The sequence below is a fragment of the Fundicoccus sp. Sow4_H7 genome (assembly GCF_052115865.1).
In the GTDB taxonomy this organism is placed as follows: domain Bacteria; phylum Bacillota; class Bacilli; order Lactobacillales; family Aerococcaceae; genus Fundicoccus_A.
This window is the reverse complement of the sequence record NZ_JBQKME010000003.1, coordinates 51,521-70,534: the sequence shown is the minus strand read 5'-3', so window position 1 is coordinate 70,534 and position 19,014 is coordinate 51,521. Positions and strand designations below refer to the sequence as shown.

Annotated in this window: 17 protein-coding genes; 7 read left to right on the top strand and 10 right to left on the bottom strand. The window is 32.4% G+C overall.

Annotation, left to right across the window (positions count from 1 at the left end; genetic code table 11):
• Positions 1-368 precede the first annotated feature (368 nt).
• Both ACTQ54_RS04435 and ACTQ54_RS04430 read right to left on the bottom strand, forming a co-directional pair.
• Positions 369-1,409: a BMP family lipoprotein gene (locus tag ACTQ54_RS04435; RefSeq protein WP_441754953.1), complete on the bottom strand. Its 1,041-nt coding sequence runs from the start codon at positions 1,407-1,409 to the stop codon at positions 369-371.
• Between the two features lie 135 nt (positions 1,410-1,544).
• A complete protein-coding gene (locus ACTQ54_RS04430; protein WP_441754952.1) occupies positions 1,545-4,250 on the bottom strand; it encodes a DNA translocase FtsK in 2,706 nt (901 codons plus the stop codon).
• Between the two features lie 141 nt (positions 4,251-4,391).
• Between ACTQ54_RS04430 and ACTQ54_RS04425 the strand changes: the two genes are divergently transcribed.
• Both ACTQ54_RS04425 and yidC read left to right on the top strand, forming a co-directional pair.
• Positions 4,392-4,667, top strand: a complete 276-nt coding sequence (locus ACTQ54_RS04425) for an acylphosphatase (RefSeq protein ID WP_441754951.1) — start codon at positions 4,392-4,394, stop codon at positions 4,665-4,667.
• A gap of 113 nt (positions 4,668-4,780) precedes the next feature.
• Entirely contained in the window at positions 4,781-5,746 is a 966-nt protein-coding gene (yidC, locus tag ACTQ54_RS04420; RefSeq protein WP_441754950.1) for a membrane protein insertase YidC, read from the top strand.
• Between the two features lie 51 nt (positions 5,747-5,797).
• Here yidC and ACTQ54_RS04415 read toward each other — a convergent pair whose 3' ends face one another.
• Positions 5,798-7,306 (bottom strand): sensor histidine kinase, encoded by a 1,509-nt coding sequence (locus ACTQ54_RS04415; RefSeq protein ID WP_441754949.1) that lies wholly within the window; start codon positions 7,304-7,306, stop codon positions 5,798-5,800.
• Between the two features lie 2 nt (positions 7,307-7,308).
• Positions 7,309-8,010, bottom strand: a complete 702-nt coding sequence (locus tag ACTQ54_RS04410; protein ID WP_441754948.1) for a response regulator transcription factor — start codon at positions 8,008-8,010, stop codon at positions 7,309-7,311.
• 355 nt (positions 8,011-8,365) lie between these two features.
• Between ACTQ54_RS04410 and ACTQ54_RS04405 the strand changes: the two genes are divergently transcribed.
• Positions 8,366-8,497, top strand: a complete 132-nt coding sequence (locus ACTQ54_RS04405) for a DUF4044 domain-containing protein (RefSeq protein WP_441754947.1) — start codon at positions 8,366-8,368, stop codon at positions 8,495-8,497.
• A gap of 59 nt (positions 8,498-8,556) precedes the next feature.
• On the opposite strand, the gene ACTQ54_RS04400 is transcribed toward ACTQ54_RS04405, so the two are convergent.
• From ACTQ54_RS04400 to rpmG, 4 genes are all read right to left on the bottom strand, one after another.
• Positions 8,557-8,955: a rhodanese-like domain-containing protein gene (locus ACTQ54_RS04400; RefSeq protein WP_441754946.1), complete on the bottom strand. Its 399-nt coding sequence runs from the start codon at positions 8,953-8,955 to the stop codon at positions 8,557-8,559.
• Positions 8,956-8,964: 9 nt separating this feature from the next.
• Positions 8,965-9,930, bottom strand: a complete 966-nt coding sequence (locus ACTQ54_RS04395) for an ROK family glucokinase (RefSeq protein WP_441754945.1) — start codon at positions 9,928-9,930, stop codon at positions 8,965-8,967.
• A 33-nt stretch (positions 9,931-9,963) separates the two neighbouring features.
• The gene (locus tag ACTQ54_RS04390; RefSeq protein WP_441754944.1) at positions 9,964-10,680 is read right to left on the bottom strand and encodes a rhomboid family intramembrane serine protease; all 717 of its coding nucleotides are present in this window, start codon (positions 10,678-10,680) and stop codon (positions 9,964-9,966) included.
• Between the two features lie 156 nt (positions 10,681-10,836).
• Complete coding sequence (gene rpmG, locus ACTQ54_RS04385; RefSeq protein ID WP_313794082.1) at positions 10,837-10,989, bottom strand: 50S ribosomal protein L33; 153 nt, start codon at positions 10,987-10,989, stop codon at positions 10,837-10,839.
• A 226-nt stretch (positions 10,990-11,215) separates the two neighbouring features.
• On the opposite strand from rpmG, the gene ACTQ54_RS04380 reads away from it, so the two are divergent.
• Both ACTQ54_RS04380 and ACTQ54_RS04375 read left to right on the top strand, forming a co-directional pair.
• Positions 11,216-11,641, top strand: coding sequence for a hypothetical protein (locus ACTQ54_RS04380; protein WP_441754943.1), 426 nt, complete (start codon positions 11,216-11,218; stop codon positions 11,639-11,641).
• A gap of 14 nt (positions 11,642-11,655) precedes the next feature.
• Positions 11,656-12,336: a hypothetical protein gene (locus ACTQ54_RS04375; protein ID WP_441754942.1), complete on the top strand. Its 681-nt coding sequence runs from the start codon at positions 11,656-11,658 to the stop codon at positions 12,334-12,336.
• A gap of 48 nt (positions 12,337-12,384) precedes the next feature.
• Here ACTQ54_RS04375 and ndk read toward each other — a convergent pair whose 3' ends face one another.
• Together ndk and ACTQ54_RS04365 are read right to left on the bottom strand one after the other, a co-directional pair.
• On the bottom strand, positions 12,385-12,786 hold the full coding sequence (gene ndk / locus ACTQ54_RS04370; protein ID WP_441754941.1) for a nucleoside-diphosphate kinase: 402 nt from the start codon (positions 12,784-12,786) through the stop codon (positions 12,385-12,387).
• Between the two features lie 141 nt (positions 12,787-12,927).
• Positions 12,928-15,045 carry a peptidoglycan D,D-transpeptidase FtsI family protein gene (locus tag ACTQ54_RS04365; RefSeq protein ID WP_441754940.1) on the bottom strand — a complete coding sequence of 706 codons (2,118 nt, stop codon included), beginning with the start codon at positions 15,043-15,045 and terminating at the stop codon, positions 12,928-12,930.
• A 201-nt stretch (positions 15,046-15,246) separates the two neighbouring features.
• On the opposite strand from ACTQ54_RS04365, the gene ACTQ54_RS04360 reads away from it, so the two are divergent.
• Positions 15,247-17,997, top strand: coding sequence for a YfhO family protein (locus ACTQ54_RS04360; protein ID WP_441754939.1), 2,751 nt, complete (start codon positions 15,247-15,249; stop codon positions 17,995-17,997).
• 106 nt (positions 17,998-18,103) lie between these two features.
• The gene (locus tag ACTQ54_RS04355) at positions 18,104-18,937 is read left to right on the top strand and encodes a DUF1189 family protein (RefSeq protein WP_441754938.1); all 834 of its coding nucleotides are present in this window, start codon (positions 18,104-18,106) and stop codon (positions 18,935-18,937) included.
• Positions 18,938-19,014: the final 77 nt, after the last annotated feature.

Below are 19,014 nucleotides of genomic sequence, written 5' to 3'. Positions count from 1 at the left end.
ACATGTAACTTTTCTTTATTTTAACCTTTAAAATCACACATTACCAATAAATTATTGCAAGAATGTTAAAATTAATTAAAAAAATAGCAAAATCTGTAAAAACTTGATAGTTATAACCAAAAAATAGGTTAAATACATAAAGAAATCCGAACTTTTAATTATTGTGTAATAGCAAACTGAAAATTCAACTTCAAGTAAAAGTTGATTATAAATTATAATCATAATAACGTTCGCTATAAGGATTATAATTCGTGTCAGTAAGGCGTCTTAATTACAAGACGTTTCCACTTCATTAAAAGTTCGGATTTTTGTTACATAAATGAATAGATTATCTTATTGTCCAATTTAGTCAAATTAATGTTTTAAAATTATTCGCCTGGTTTTTCTGGAACTACAATTTCACCATCAATAATTTTTTGTGTATATTCTGCAACTGCTTCAAGTGCTTCTTCTGATAATTCACCATCAGTTAAACTAACACCACCGTCAGCTAAACCATAAACAGTCAATCCACCTTCGAAGGTTCCATCCATTGCTGATTCTGAGAATAATTTCACAGATTCGCCAACGTTTTTAAGTGTTGAAGTTAAAGTTAAATTACGGATTTCGCCATCGATTTCAACTTGTCCTTCTTCTTCTTGATCACGGTCAACACCAATTACCCAAATATTTAATGATGGATCATTTGTTACTAAGTCACGCGCTTCAGAGAATACACCGTTACCTGTATCACCTGATGCATGATAAATAATGTCAGCACCATTTGAGTACATAGCAGCTGCTAATTGACGTCCTTTAGAAGCATCACCAAAGCTACCTGCATATTCAATCGAGATTTCAATGTCAGGGTTAACTGCTTTTACCCCTTCAACAAACCCAGCTTCAAAACGGTCAATAACAAAACCTTCTTGTCCACCAATAAAACCAACATGGTTTGTTTCTGTTGTGTGAGCTGCTGCAACACCAGCTAAGAATGCTGCTTCATTATCTAAGAATGTTAACGATGCTACGTTTGGTAAATCAACGACAGAGTCAACAATTGCAAAATGTCTTTCTGGGTTTTGTTCAGCTACTTCTGCAATAGCATCTTCTAATTTAAATCCAATACCAAAAATTAAATCAAAGTTAGCTTGTAAAGCAGTATTTAAGTTTGGAATGAAGTCAGAATCACTGTTAGAAACTAAATATTCATATCCATTAACGCCGCGTTCTAATCCATGTTCCTCACCAAGTGCAATTAAACCTTCCCATGCACTTTGGTTAAATGAACGGTCATCTACACCACCGATGTCTGTAATCATAACAACTGAGAAGTTCTCATCATCTTGTGCGGATACTGTTGTAGCAACAGGAGCTACGGCACTTGCTAATAATAATGCTGATGCGGCTAAGCCAAAAAATTTCTTCATTAATTTTTCCCCCTAAATATTAATTGCTTATTTCATGAATTATTATAAAGTAAGCAGTTAAAAAAAGCAATATGAAATCGGTTAAAAACGAATGATAATTATCAATCGTTTTTAATCGTTCATATTTTTGAAAATCTATTCTTCTATATTCATCTGACCAACCAGTACTTGACGCGGTTTACTTCCATCTTGTTCACTTACTAGACCCTGAGCCTCTAAATCATCCACTAACCTTGCTGCCCGGTTATAACCAATCCTAAATCTTCTTTGTAATTGCGAGATACTAATGGTTTCTAATCCGTATAGCATTTCAACTGCTTCTGGATAATATTCATCATCTGAGACTTCCATATCCATATCATTTTCTTCAGTTATGACGATATTTTCGTCATAATTAACATCTTGTTGTTCTTTTATATATTCTGTAATTCGTTCGACTTCTCGATCAGAAATATAAGCACCTTGTACACGAATTGGTTTATTTCTCCCCATTGGTTGAAATAGCATATCTCCTCGACCAAGTAACTTCTCAGCTCCTACACTATCTAAAATCGTCCGTGAATCTGTTCCACTCGAAACAGCAAAGGCTAATCTTGAAGGAACATTCGCTTTAATAATACCTGTAATAACATCCACAGACGGTCTTTGTGTCGCAATAATCATATGGATTCCTGCTGCACGAGCCATTTGCGCCAGGCGAATAATCGCATTTTCAACATCATTACTTGCTACCATCATTAAATCAGCTAACTCATCAATAAATACAACAATTTTTGGTAAAGGTTCAAGATTATGTCCTTCTTCAGCATTCCAATGATCAAGATTTTCATTATAGCTATCTATATTACGAACTCCGCTAGCAGCAAATAATTCATAGCGTCGTTCCATTTCTTGAACAATTTTATTTAAAGCTTGTGCAGCTTTTCGCGGATTAGTAACAACGGGTGCTAGTAAATGAGGGATATCATCATACATGGTTAATTCTACTTTTTTAGGATCAATCATTAAAAACTTCACTTCTTCAGGCTTAGCCTTCATTAGTAAAGACACAATGATGACATTCATTCCAACAGATTTACCACTACCAGTTGCCCCAGCTATCAATAAGTGTGGCATTTTACTTAAATCAGCTAAACAAACCGTTCCTGAAATATCTCTTCCTAACGGAACTTCTAATAAATTTGGGCTATCCAATGCAGCATCAATGATCTCCCAAAAAGACACAGGACTTACTTGAGTATTTGGAACTTCAATACCTATTAATGACTTACCAGGAATAGGTGCTTCCATCCTAATATCTCTAGCAGCAAGTGCTAGAGCAATATCATCTGATAAAGAAACAATTTTACTTACTTTAACACCAATGGCAGGTTGCACTTCGTATTTAGTAACGGATGGCCCCAAATTAGCTTTGACAATTTTGGCGTTTACCCCAAAACTTTCAAATGTTTTTTCTAACTTATCAATATTTTTATTAATTCGGGCATATTCTTCTGACTGGTCAACGGGTGGTATTTTATTCAGTAATGCTTTCGTAGGCAATTTATAATTTTTGCTATCTTTCTTTTTCTTATGTGCTTTTTCTTTTGCCGATACAGAATCTTCAGAAGTGGACAGAGCCTCATCCAATGCATCGGCTGTTAAGGCCAGACTGTGATTCGCCTTATCTTGCCAACGGCTGGCAGAATTAATCACTTCTTCTGATGGTTTTGAACTTTGATTGATATTTTCATTTTTAGGTCGATTTTGAATCGATTCAATCTCTATCGTATCCATTTCAAGCTCTACTTCTGGAGTATCATTTTTTTGTTGTTGAACAACAACTTCATCAGACTCATATGAATGTTCATCATCAAAGGTTTCATTTGCTTGATCAAAATAATCTAAATCTAATGTTTTTCCGTCTAAATAAGTTGCTCGCATAATCGAAGCAGTTGTTGCTTGAGGACTAGTTGCATCAAAAGGTTCTTCTAAAGATTTTTCTTTATCTAATTTGATAGGCTGGTATTCTAAATTACTCTCAGGATTATTATTGGATAAATTTTCATTTGAGCCTATAAATGAGTCCATTAAACGATTGAAAATGTTAGTTCGTTTTTTAACTTCTGGCAGCGGATCTTCACTCTCATCAACAACTTCTACTAGTTCAGATGATCCATCACTGTTGTCCTTAAATGTTTTATCTTTTTCAAACACTTCAGTCGCTTTTTTGAAAGAATTTTTTATACTTCTTAAAAACTGAACAAAATAAGCCCATAAATCTTTCATTGCTTGCTGAAAAGCATGAATATTAATTCCCACCAACATAAATAAACCAATAAAAAATATAAGGACTAAGAATATATGCGCTCCCCAAAATCCAAATAAATAATTAAAGCCCATATAAAGAACTGATCCAAGTAAGCCTCCACCTAAAGATACTTTATTTTGACTTGTTAAGAGCTCATTTCTAAAAGTCGCAAGTGTTTCTTGTATGACATCAGTATTTATAACTCCTGGTGTATGAAAACTTTGAAAATGTAGGATTGTCGATATACTTGCGAGGATTAAAACAAAACCGATAAACTTCACTAGATTAATCGATATAATTTTTCCCGAAAATATCATTTTAAATCCAAGATATAAAAATGATACTAATACTAAAACATAAGCTTCACCGACAAATAAGCGGATGGAATTAGCCATTAATAAACCAATAAAACCCCAGTTAAATAAACCAATAATAGAAAAAAAACTAATAAAAATCCCAAGGATTAAATAAGTGACCTGATAATGGGACGTTTGTTGCTTGTTACTAGCCTTCGATTTTGTTTTCTTGCTAGTCGTCTTTTTAGTAGACAAAAATGTTTCCTCCTTCAAAGCATAACATGTGGTATTTATTTATTTCTAGAAACAGTTTATTGTATAATTAGTCTAAAGAATATTATAGCATGTTAAATGTGAAAGTTTAAAGTCCATAATTTATAAGGAGAATAAATAAAAATGCATACATACGAATTAATTGTTTCTGGTCGAGTCCAAGGTGTCGGCTATCGAAATTATGTTCAAAAATTAGCAAAAAAATTTAACGTAAATGGAACTGTTAAAAATTTATATTCTGGCGACGTAAGGATTATTGCGCAAACTAAAGAAACAGTGATTGATCAATTTATTAATAATATACAAAAACCTCAACACTCATTAATGAAAATAGAAAATGTTAAGAAAACTAAATTAGATACATCTGAAGTATATAATAACTTTACCGTAGAATACTAAGACGAAAGTATTAAGATTCACAAAAAAGCAACGATAATACGATTTTTATATTGAATTTTCCCTCATATTCTTTTATAGTGGATAGGTATGAAATTTTTATCGGAGCGTGAAAAATGAAAAATAGACAACGTAGAACCCAAATGATTGGATTATTGATCTTCGTCGTTTTAATAGCTAGTGGATGTGTTGGCTATGACGAAGCTGGGAATCCATCAGGTTGGATTTATGAGTATTTAGGGGTTCCAGCCTCAAACTTTCTTGATTTTTTAGCAAATATTTTTGGTGGTAGCTATGGTATTGCTATTATTATTGTAACCTTAATTACACGACTATTAATGTTACCATCCTCATTAAAGATGACAAGAGATTCAATGATCAGTCAAGCTAGAATGAAGATTGCACAACCAGAAATTGATGAAATAAAAGAAGATATTGAAGCTACTGAAGATCCACAAGAAAAAGCAGCCTTGAATAATGAACTGATGGCTGTTTACAAAAAATATGATATTAGCATGTTTGGCGGCCTATCCGGATGTTTACCTCTCCTAATTCAAATGCCAATTATTTCAGCAGTTTATGCTGCTATCCGTTCATCTGACCAAATCATTAAGTCAACTTTCCTTGGTATTTCTTTAGGTGAACAAAGTATTATAGTAACAGCTTTAGTTGTTATCTTTACTTTTGCACAAGGTTGGATGATGCAACAAACGCAACCACAAGCAGCTAATGGTAATAACACTGCACAACAAACGAATAAAACCATGATGTTAATGAATCCAATAATGATTGGTTGGATTACTTATATCTCTGCCGCTGGTTTAGGTATTTACTTCTTAACAGGTGCCATTTTTGGTATTATTCAACAATTGTACTCTAATTATGTTGTTAGACCAAAAGTACAAAAAATGATTGATGAAGAAGCAGAAAAACATAAAAATACACCAAAACGTAAACGTAAACGCAAGGTTGTAAAAGCCACAACGACTGAAAACCAACGCTTAGTACCTACTAAAAATGAACTACAATCTGGTCGAAATGCTGGAAAACAACGTAACGCTGGTAAGCAACAACGACGTTAATATTAAAAAATCCGACTATCTTTCATTTCAAAAGATAGTCGGATTTATTTTTTATAGGGATTTATGCTTAGCAATCTGCTTACTCTTATAAATTTGACGTGTATCACTTAAAATAGGAAATTCTACATAGAAAATCGACCCATGATGAAGAACACTATCTGCCCAAATTTCACCTCGATAGGATTTAACCAATTGTTGAGCAATACTTAAACCTAAACCATTCCCACCTTTATCGCGAGATCGGGCTTTATCGACTCTGTAAAAACGACCAAAAACGCGGTCCTTATCTTCAACAGACATCCCTTCTCCAAAATCTTGAACAGCTACTCGAATAGCCGTTACACTCGTACTCAAAGCTACATGGATTTCCTTACGGTCTGTACTATATTTAACGGCATTATCTAACAAAATAATAAATATTTGTTCAAAGTGATTGCGAAAGACTTTGACATACAATTCATCAGGATCTGATTCGATATCCAAATAGAATTGAAACTCAGGATATAACATCACAAAATTATTAAAAACTTGTCGAATCGTTGAATAGACCTCAGTAATTTCATCTTTATAGTCAATATCTACATGATCTGCCCGCATTAAATCTAGCATTTCTTGTACAAGTCCTTTCATACGCGTAATTTCTTGTAAAGAAGCTGAAATGGATTCTTCTAAAATTTCCGGATCTTCCTTCCCCCAACGATTAAGCATCGTTAAATGACCTTCAACGATTGCAACAGGTGTTCTCAGTTCATGGGAAACATCCTCTACAAATTGTTTTTGATGTTTAACATAATTATCAATTTTATCTAACAAACGATTAATATGATCACTTAAATCACTCCACTCATCCGTAGAGCGAGGTTTTCTTACACGTAATTGAGATAAGCTTTCGGCTTCAACTAAGTCCAAAGAATTAACCAAATAAGTTAATGGTCTTAAAAATAGACGGATTAACAAGAAAGAAATGGCTAAAGCAAATAGGATAATCCCAATCAAGATAACATAAAGATTATTTTGCATTTGTGATTTAATATCATCAAATAATTGTGGCATCACAATATATTGAAACGACCCTACACTTTCACCTGTATTTTCCGAAATTATCTTAGTACTACCGACAAGTGCCATTTGGTTATTAACATCCATTCGTTTTAAACTATCAGAATATTCAACCGGATTTAAGTTAATATGTTGCGTTTCATACACTAACTGCTGTTTTTCATTAAAAAATCGATATACAATATCATTTGATTCAAAATAAGTTAGAAATTCAAGCGTAGAATCATGTGTATTATTAAGGTCATTATTATTCGCTTCATCTAAAACAGATTGAAAATGTGTCCGTTGTATTGGTTCATCCATCGATTCTAAATAATTAATGGCCGCTTCAAAAAAATATTGATGATTTGCCTGTATCTGATTCAACTGTATATTAAGTGCATTTTGCTGATAAATTAGACTACTAAAAAAACCAAATAAAGTTAACGTCACAAAAAGTAAAATACCCCATTTCCATTTTAAGGAAATGGGTTGTTGATTATTAAATATTCTCTTAAACATGATTATGTTCTCATGACATATCCTGTACCACGAACAGTTTGAATATGACTGTCTTGTCCTGGCACATCAATTTTATTACGTAAATAACGAATATAAACATCAACCACATTGGTCTCAACTTCTGATTTATATCCCCAAACCTTATCAAGTAATACTTCACGAGATTTAACCATATTTAAGTTTTCCATTAAATATAAAAGCAACTCATATTCACGTTTAGTTAAATCAATCACTTCATTACCGCGTTTAACAATTCGATTAGCTTTCTCAATCGTTAAATCACGATATTTAACGGTTGGTTGGTTAGCATTATGTTGTTCTTCTTCTGTATCAATACGACGGAATAAAGCTCTTAAACGTGCCAATAACTCTTCAATAGCAAATGGTTTAACAATATAGTCATCCGCACCTTGGTCTAATCCCGAAACTCTATCCATAACAGAATCCCTTGCTGTCATAATAATTATTGGTGTGTCTTTAATTGGTCGAATACGACGACACACTTCTAAACCATTTAATTGCGGCAACATTAAATCAAGCAAAATAACATCCCAATCTTCATTTAAAGCTGCTTCAAGACCACTACGACCATCATAACAAATCATTGTTTCATAACCTTCATGTTGAAGTTCTAAATCAACAAAACGGGCTAAATTTTTCTCATCTTCAATTATCAAAATTCGTTGTTTACGATCTTCTGACATCTACTGACCTCCTCTATTCATACCCAAATAAATATCATATATACCTATTGTAAGTCATTTATGTTAACATGAAAAGCTAAATCAAACAAATGTTAAACTTTAATTATATAAAAAGAAGAAATTTAATCTATTTTTAATAAAAAACATTGAATAATAGCATTAGGCACTTTCTATCTCTAAAAAAGCCAACGTTTAACAATTCATATTAAGTTAAAATAATACTTACTATTTATATATTCAACTTAATTTTATCAAATTTTAACATGTTTTTAAAGTAATCAGCACAAATAACATTGAAACTACCACATTATTTGGTTAAGATATTATCAATAAGTTTTATTAAAAGGAGCATAAAATGAAACCATTTAACCAAAAAAAAGCAAGCAGAATGGATAAGCTCGTTAAGACAACTGCTATTATTATGGTAACTCTTATGATTGTATCACTCATAATTAGCGTGTTAGTTGGCATCAAGACTTTCATGTAAAAATTCAAACAAAATTATAGGTTCAATGATGTTATGATGACATCATTGAACCTTTTTGATTATTTAATATTAGATTTCACTTTTCCAAACCATTTTGAAAAGCCACCATTTAAAATAAATACATCTTTATAACCATTTTTTCTTAACGTATTCGCTGCTCGTGAGGCAAGTGTCATTGAATCGTCATAAAGATAAATTGGCTGATCCTTACGTAATTCTTTATAGCGCATACTGAATTGAGAAATAGGTATATTTCGTGCACCTAATATATGTTTTGCATCAAATTCTGGTTCCTCGCGAACATCAACCAATTGTACCCGACGAATGATATCATCTAATTCATATGACTCTACGACAGTAGCACTCCTACGTCTTAAAATATAGTGATATAATTTATAAATACCGTAAGTTAGAAATCCTAACCCAATTAAAACTAATAATCCAATTAAAAAATCCATGATAAACTCCTAACTAAACGCTTCTTCAACCAGTCTGGCAGCTCCAATAACTCCAGCATCATTACCAATATCTGCTAAACGTAATGAAGTTGATTCAAATATTTGTGGGAAAACATATTGTTTAAAATAAGGGTTGATTAAATCGATTAAATATTGACCAGCTGCTGATACACCGCCACCTAAAATAATATATTTAGGATTAACAACATTGGCAATATGAGAACATGCTAAAGCCATGAATTTCGCCCATTGGTCAACAATTTCACCAGCAAAGAAGTCATTATTTTGTGCTTCGTTAAATATATCTTCTGCACCAACATTTTCTCCATCATCAATTTGGCGTTTTAATTCTGAATTACCTTCGTAACGATCTGAGAAATAACGCGCTAAATTAATAATCCCTTTTCCAGATGCTAATATTTCTAAACAGTCTGTCTTACCACAGGTACATTGTACATCCATATCAGTTGTAATTTGAAGGTGACCAATTTCACCACCACCGCCTTGGCCGCGGACAATTTTCCCTTCATTAATCACACCGCCACCAATCCCGGTTCCTAGTGTCATCATCACAACGTTTGAAGCTCCATTTCCTGCGCCCTTCCATTGTTCTCCAAGAGCGGCAACGTTGGCATCATTATCAATATAAAAAGGAATATTGAAAGCATCTTTCATTTGTTCACCAATGCGTTGTAATTTAGTCCAATTTAAGTTATAGGCACCAATAACAGTCTTATTATCTGCATCAACAACACCAGGTGATCCCATACCAATTCCATAAAAGTCATTAATATCCATTTGAAATAGCTCTAAGTGATCTCTAATTGAATCAATAATATCTGGAACAATCGCTTCCCCATCATTAATAATATTTGTTCCGATACTCCATTTTTTCATGATTTCACCATCTGGAGAAACAACAGCCATTTTTACTGATGTACCTCCTAAATCAACACCAAGTATATATTTACTCAATACAATCATCCCTTCTTAATTGTTTATTAATAATTACCGATAATAAGCATACACTTTTAGTGTACCAAACCAAATCAAAACTAATGAAATTCCAATTAAAGCAACAAGAGCCAATGCTTTATAACGTTTAGGAAAATCATTTTTTTGAGGAAGTCCTAATACAAAACTAATTAATATTCCATAAATAGCTCCACCAATATGACCCCAGTAATCAATACCAGAACTAAAAAAACCCATAACAATATTGATTAGCAGTAAAAAAGAAAAAGATCGAGCGCGAATGGCTAAATACCTAAAATTAGGATATAAATAGGATAAAACTATAAAGGCAGCAAAGGTACCAAACAAAGCTGTACTGGCACCTGCAGATACGTTTCTACTAAATGCAAAGGATAAAAGATTTCCACCAATGGCAGAAACAATATATAAAATGGCAAATCGAACATGACCCATAATCGTTTCTAACTCGGAGCCAATAAAATAAATGGAAATGCCATTCATTAAAATATGTTCAATGCCGATATGAATAAAAGCTGCAGTAATTAAACGCCACCATTCGTTATTAAAAACAATAAGTTCGTTAAATTTAGCCCCCATCGCTATTAAAACCATCGAATTTTCAGTCGTCCGATACCTTATTAGCATAAACAGATAGACAGCTATACAAATGAATAAAAATATATAAGTCATGTATGGAGAATTTTTGCTTAACTGAAACCGTCTGTTAAAGAAAGTATTTGTTCGATTCACTTATTCACCTCTCTTACTATTTTTCTCACAGATATTTTTATTATACCTAATATAACCATCAATTTGTAGTAATCACCTATAATTTTTATCAACAATGCTTAAAAAAGAAAAGCCTGCTATTTATAACAACAGCAAGCTTTTCATAAAACAAATTAATTATTTTTTAACTTCACGGTGTAAAGTTACTTTTCTTTCTCTTGGGCAATATTTTTTTGCTTCAATGCGGTCAGGGTTGTTACGTCTATTTTTGTTAGTTAAATAATTACGTTCCCCACATTCCGTACATTCTAAGTTAATGTTAATGCGCATCGTGTTCCCTCCCTACTGGCAATAAAAATTAATGTTCAAACGAACAATACTGTGATATTATAGCATTGATTTCTATGTTTATCTATCTTTTTTTAAAAAAACATTTTCTTGTATACATATTTGCATTTTTTAAAATATTAATCATAATGTAATATGATATACGTTGAAAGTTTTTTCAGTTTTGTTAAAATTAGTAAATGAACAAATGAGCGAAAGAGGTGCTGGAATGGATATTTGGATCTTAGTTATTGTTTTACTGGTTATTGCTGTTATTTTATTGGTATTATCTTTGTATAATAACGATACAAAAGATATTGAAAAACAACTAAATGAATTTACTACGCAGCAATCACAAGAAATGTATAGTATTAAAAGTCGACTTTCAGAATTAGAAAAAGATTATCACTTTGATAATGATAATACTGATCGTCAGTTAGAAGATCAAGATTTAGTTGACTATGACAATACAACTGAAGTTACTGAAAATGTTACGATTACAGAAACTACTATAGCCGAAGTATCTGACGATACACGTGATGAAGTAATTCGTCTCTATTCTCAAGGTTATACGATGCATGAAATTGGTCATGAGGTCAATTTAAATACAAGAATCATTCAAGACATCATCGATGATTATATCGAAAACCGATAGAAAGAGGTCTAAAAATGAATAAAAACACTCTACGGTCGATGGGTTTAGGATTTCTAGCTGCAGCTGTTCTAACAGGAGCATTTGCTATATTCTTTCAAGGTAATGTCCCGGTTGAAGGCATTCAAATTTCTTCCGTTTTAAATAATCAACAGCAATACGAAGAAGAATTATCACAATATCGTGAGGAAATGAGTTCAATCTTGTCTGAACGCGAATCGTTAGAATCAACACGCGATGTACTAAATACATCTATCGCATCATTAAATGATTTAAATGAAGAACAAAGTCGCCTAATTTCTTCATACGAAAATGAACGTTCAAGTAGTGAATCAACTGAAACCGATGAATCTTCCAATTCAAATGAAGAAGTTTCCGACAATGAATCTCAAGTCGAATCAGAAGAATCGACAACTAATACAAATTCGAATAACGATACTTCAACCACACAAAATACTTCTAATGGAGAATTTGTGAGTGGTACATTCACGATTAATTCTGGCGAGGCTTCAACAGAAATAGCGAATCGTTTAGAAAGTGAAGGTTATATTGTTTCTGCTACTGAATTCCAAGACTTAATAGAATATTGGGGCTTAGAATCAATATTACAAGCCAATTCATATCAACTAAATTCAGACATGTCAATTAACCAAATTGCTGAAATTTTAACCAATGGACAATATTACTATATTCCATAAAAATAACCTCTAATTAAGCGAATTTACTCGGCTTAATTAGAGGTATTTTTATTTTAATCTAAATCGACTTAGCTCAATTGCGGCAGCTTCAGCTGAATCAGATGTATGAATTAAATTTTCAGTAGTAGCAACGGCGTAATCTCCACGTATGGATCCTGGCATTGCGTCTTTTGGATTTGTTGGACCAGCTAAAAGGCGCATGCCTTCTATACAAGAAGGTCCATGTATATTCATTAAGACAACTTGACCGCGTAACATATAGTTTTCAAGTTTTGGAAAAAAATCTTTTTCGATATGATGACTATAGTGTTCACGGACTATGTCGGCATCTAATCTTGTAGATTTTAATTGTAGTATTTGGTAACCTTTTGCTTCTATCCGACTAATAATACTTCCAACTAATCTTCTTTCTAAAGCATCTGGTTTAAGCATGACAAATGTTTCTTCCATTGTATTTCCTCCAGTCCATACTTTTTAAACAGCAGTAAGATATTTATTAATATATAGAAAAATTCGACTTTTTTAAAGAAAAGTGTCTGCCTCTCAGATTTAGCATACTTAAACTATCTTATAAAAAGTCGAATATAATCTTTAACTAGCTGGTTCAACAAATGTTTCCATATGTTGTTCTATTAATTCCTTCGTTTCATTTTGCATTTCAAAATAAGCATTCATGACTTGGTGTGCAATACGTGTACTTTCACGCCCCCATGATTCTTCTAAAAGATAAGGCACGACTACTGAAACTGCAATTTCTGGATTGTTATAAGGTGCAAAACCTACATATGTAGCATTCGTAACAGGTTGGTTACGAACATATTGAATGGGACCAGAATAAAATGCTTCTGTTGTCCCTGTTTTTGATCCAACCTGAATTGGATAGTTTTGGAAGAAGTAACGTGCTGTACCTTCATCGGTATGTGATACTTGGAGCATTCCTTCATGGATGCGCGCCATTTCTTCTTCTTCTAATTGAATAACATTCATAACTTTTGGTCCAAGTGAAACACGAATATCTCCCAATTCACCATTTGCATCTGTTCCACGAATTTCTTTAACTAAACGTGGTGCATATCTTATTCCACCATTAGCAATGGTTGAGACAAATTGAGCCATTTGCAAAGGTGTATATAAGTCAAATTGACCATACGACAAGTCTAGAGCACTAACTAATTGTGTGCTATCAGGACTATAACCTGAAGATTCATTCGGAAGATCAATACCTGTTTGTGTACCTAAACCAAATTCAGCAAAATACCCACGTAAAATTTCTAAGGTATTATTATCAATCGTTAATTGACCATTTTCTTCGTATTGAGTTTGGCCTCCAATTTCCATTGCCATTTTAATCATGTAAATATTTGAAGACATTTGTAAGGCTTGTATGTCTGAAATTGGCATTTGTCCATTACGATTAAATACGGAAGATTTTTCTTGAGATGCTTGGAATTTTAAAGGTTCATCTAAAATAACATTATCATCAACTTCGATAACATCATTTAAATAACCAATCCCAACCATTGCTGGTTTAATACTTGATCCCATTCCGTAACTTGTATTAATCGCTCCTAAGGCATCATCTACAATCTCATCATAATTGTACGAATCTGTATTTTGGTTATACTCAAAACGTTTACCGGTTAAAGCAAGAATATCACCATTTTGCGGATTCATGACGACAATATAGACCCGGTCGTTATAACCTCTATTGGTCATATTGACTAAAGCATCTTCAGCTATTTGATCTATTTTCCGTTGGAATTCAGTATCAATCGTCAGCATTAAATTATCCCCTTTTGCCCCTTCAAATAATTCTTGATTGGACAAAATATCATCGGTTGAGTCTGTAACGATATTATGAATGGATTTTGACCCTCTTAGTGCATCTTCATATTGTTGTTCTAAATAAGAAATACCGACACGATCATTCATTGCATAACCTTTACTTAATAAATATTGAGCATTTTCACTTGGTAATCCACGTTGTTCAGTTGAAACTTGACCTAGCACAGAGCGCAGCATATCGCCTGCTGGATATGTACGTTGCCAATCTGTCCCAATCGATATACCAGGTAAATCATGTAATTGCTCACTTACCCTTGCAACCTCAGCTTGAGTTACATTTTGATTTTTTACTGTAACTGTCGATAAGGCAAAGGCACTATTCATTCTTTTAAATAAAGCAATAATTTTTCTCTCAGCTGGTGAATAATTTAAATCTTCTTCAGTAACGGCATCCAATTGTACTTGATATAATTGTGTTCCTGGTAAGAGTTTCTCCTCGTCAGTTAAACGATTATTCACTAAACTTGTGTTATCAATAATGAAATAATCTTTTAGATCACGTTCGGTTAAATCTTGAATTGGAATTTCAATTAATGAAGCGAGATTTTTTGCTACACCTATAATATCTTGGGAAGAAATTTGTGAATCACGGTCGCGTGTGTACAAAATAGCTAGTTCGGGATTATTCCCAACTAGAACTCTCCCACTACTATCATAAATCATACCTCTAGGAACAGCTCCAGTAGAAATAGTCGATTCAGTTCGTTGAACCATGTCATTTAAAGCTTCGCCGCTATATAATTGAAGATAACCTAATCGTAAAAATAATGCTGTAAAGCATAAAAAAGCAATGAAAAACAATAAGTTCAAACGTCTTGGAATATGTGAACGTTCCTTTTTCTTTTTCAATTTATATCTCGCCATTTGATCACTCACTTCTAAAATAATTGCTTATTCATTATAGCAAATATTTGTACTAATGATAAATTAAATTCAAACTAATAGAAAAACTTTAAATTTATAAAAAATCAGCAAGCTTTAATGCAGTATTTATTTTTATTTGTTAAGATGTTAATTGCATGCAAATAAAATTGTAGCAATTTTATCAATAAAGGAGAACCCCATATGTTACAAAAGGTTAAGCCTTATGCAATAAATATTCTTTTTCTTTCAATCATTTTAATTGGAATAGCTGTCGTTTTTGGTTTTACTCCATTTGGCAGTGAAACCATGCTAACAGTTGATTTAGGTCAACAATATATTGATTTTTATAGCCTATACCGTGAAACAGTTTTTAACCAACCTGAAATGTTACTCTACTCTTTCCAAAAGGCAATTGGTGGTGAAATGATAGGTCTATGGGCTTATTATTTAATGAGTCCATTTAATTTAATTTTTTTACTTTTTAAAGAAGACCAACTGGCAGTAGCTGTTACTACAATCACTTATTTAAAAGTAATAGCTTCGAGTTTATCATTTATGTACTTTGCCCGAAAAAAATATCACACTAATACTGCTAGTTCATTAATTTTTAGCTTTTCATATGCCTTAATGAGCTATGTAGTTGTCTATTTATTAAATATTATGTGGTTAGACGGTCTTGTATTTCTTCCGTTAATTGCATTAGGTTTGGATAAAATTATTCAATTAGAAAAACCTTATCTATATGTATGTTCATTGAGTATCATGCTTGTTGCCAATTATTATATTGGTTACATAATCTGTATTTTCTTAGCTTTTTATGCTGTTTTTGTTATTTTTGAGCATTATTCAAGCTCACAATGGAAAAAAGCCTTGATTCAATATGGTCGTTTTGTCCTCTATTCAATTGTTGCGGTATTAATGAGTGGCTTGAGTCTCATCCCAACCTTTATTTCCTTAACATCGAGTAAAGTTGAACATATGAACTTTCAATTTAATTTAGACGTTGCACATGAATTAACTGACATAGGTTCTAAATTATTCATTGGTAGTTTTAATTTTGATGAAATGTCTAAAGGTTCACCCAATTTATTTGCGGGAACGTTCATTTTATTACTACTAGTCTTATATTTCACCAATCGAAAAATTAACTTATCTGAAAAAATTGCTGCGATTATGATAACGATTGTCTTTCTATTTACCTATCATTACAAAGTTTTAGATCGAATATGGCATGGTGGACAATTCCCAATCTGGTATCACTTCCGCTTTTCATTTACACACAGTTTTTTCATAATAGTTTTAGCTTTAAAAGCATTTAAATATCAGCCAAAACGTTATTCGGCGATCACTTTGATCAGCTTAATGTTAACTTTTTCCGCTTATACTTTCTATTATTATTTTTACAATGAATATGAATTTTTGGATGAAATGCGGTTATTTATTACACTTACCTTTTTCTTAGTCTTATTGTTAATTTTCCAAATGGAACAACTACAGTCGTCATTACGTCAAATTATATTGCTAGTAATTGTATCTTGCGAGTTATTTATTAATGGGGTTTTGATACTAAATGAAATGAGTTATGTTGATGTAAGTAAATTTGATGATTATACTGCTACTTTAAATGAAGCAGTTGATGGTTTACGTCATGATGATACTGACTTTTATCGGATTAACAAAACTTACATGCGGACAAAAGATGAGGCTATGTTTTCTCATTATAGTGGACTCGATCATTTTGGTTCAACACTCGATGCGGTCCTACCTCAATTATATGGTTATTTAGGACTTCCTGAAGGTAATGGCTTTGTTACTTATACAAATGGTACTTTATTTACGGATGATTTCTTTAATGTTCGTTATTTACTTGATGTTACTAAAGACTCAGCAGACCACACAGCTCCAGAAGAATATGTATTATTTCCACAAGCAACGGATTTAGATATTAAAGCCTACCCTATTGTTAGAGAAGAATCACGGTTTTTAGTCTATGAAAATCCCAATCGATTAGGCTTAGGAATGGAAGTGTCATCAGAAATTGTCAATGACACGACTTCGTTTGTCCGACATCAACCCATTCGCAATCAAGAAACTTTACTTTCATTGATTGATTTTAATGGTAGTGGTGCAGCTTATTTTAGTGAAGTTCCGATTGATGTTTCAAATTTAGAAAATGTTAATATTACGGATGAAGGCGATGGGGATTATCTTACCTATGTACCAATCAATGAGGATGAAGATGCGATTGTAGAATTACGGTTTAATACAACGAGCAACAATCCATATTATTTCTCCATACCGAGCCAATTTGATGATGACAATGTCGCTTTACAATTAAATGGCCAACGTTATCGTTTTTATGCCCCTTTTAGACGTCGTCAATTAACCAATGCGAGTTATCAAACAATTCAAAATAATCAGACCTTTAGTTTCCGTCTTTTAGAAGATGAATTAAAGGCTAACCTAGTTTCTTTATATGAATTTGACGAAAATCGTTACAATCAAATGATTGCAGAAAAACAAGATCATCAGTTACAAGTATCAGAGTTTTCACAAAATCGTATTCGAGGAAATATCACTATCGTACAAGAAAATGCTCATGTACTCTTTTCTATTCCTTATGACAAGAATTGGAAAATAAAAGTTGATAATCAACCTGTAGAACCAGTTAGTGTTTTATCTGACACCCTATTAGCTATTCCGATTACACAAGGCCGTCATGAAATCGAATTACACTATTTCCCAAATAGCATTTGGATTGGATTAGCTTCATCAATCATCGGTTTAAGTGGTTTACTAGCTTTAACTTATGTTGAATTTTATCGAAATAAAAATATGTTAAACCAAAAACTGTCTCTTATTGAAGATAATGTTGAATTAACAGTAGATGATGAAGATTTCATAATTGAAGAAAGGATCGTTATGGATGACAATGATGAGGTTTCTGTGTAATCTTTGTGTCATAAACTTACTATTGACTTCTTATTGCAAATGAAGTTCAACTTGATTAGAATAGTAGAATAACATTCAAGTCCAAGTCGACTAGAAAGGAGTTCTTTTGAAACATTTATTTAAAATTTTAATTCAAGCACTAAAAAATCCACGCCATTATATTGAGTCTATCAATTTAAAGTGGCGTACCATGATGATTCTACCACTCATAGGATCATTAGTTATTACCTTTAATTTACTTTATTTTACTAACAATATTTTAGATGGCTTTTTTTCTGATATTTCATCCGCATCACAATATGTCCCTAATTATGAAATAACCGATAAGCAATTGATTATTAGCGACAATGAAAAACCACTGTACTATAATTCTGGCTTTTTTCAGCTCGTTATTGACGATACAATTGAAAACCGCGGTATTCAAATGAATATTCCGATACCTGTAGAAAAAGCGAATAAAATTTCAGATGATACCCCACTAAACTTATTTTTATTTAAAAACCAAGCCATCGCAATTGTTGGTGGTGTTGATAATATGTTAGATTATTCCACCCCATTACTCAGTCATGATCAGTTAACTCGATTGATGGGGTCAGTAAATAATCAACAATTTTCCTTATTAGGCGCAGTCTTTTTAAGTTATTTTGTTTCTTCTTTCATTTTTTACTGGATTCAAATGTTGTTAATTGCTCTTTATGCTGGAATATTTAATTTGCGTTTAGTACAACCTTTACCTTTTAAAATCAGGCTAAAGTTATCAGTCATTATTTCATTTGTTCCCTTAATCTTAATACAAATAATAAATATCTTTATCCCAGCCATTCAATATGGAACATTCTTACTTCAATTTATAAGCTTGTTCTTATATTATTTAGCTTTGAAAGATCATTCGCGTTTTATAAGAAATCTAATGGAACGATTCAATATTAGGAAAAAATGAAGTGATTAATATGTAAAAAACCGAATGAGTCAATAATAGTATCGGATTTAGTCCAACTATTGACTCATTCGGTTTTT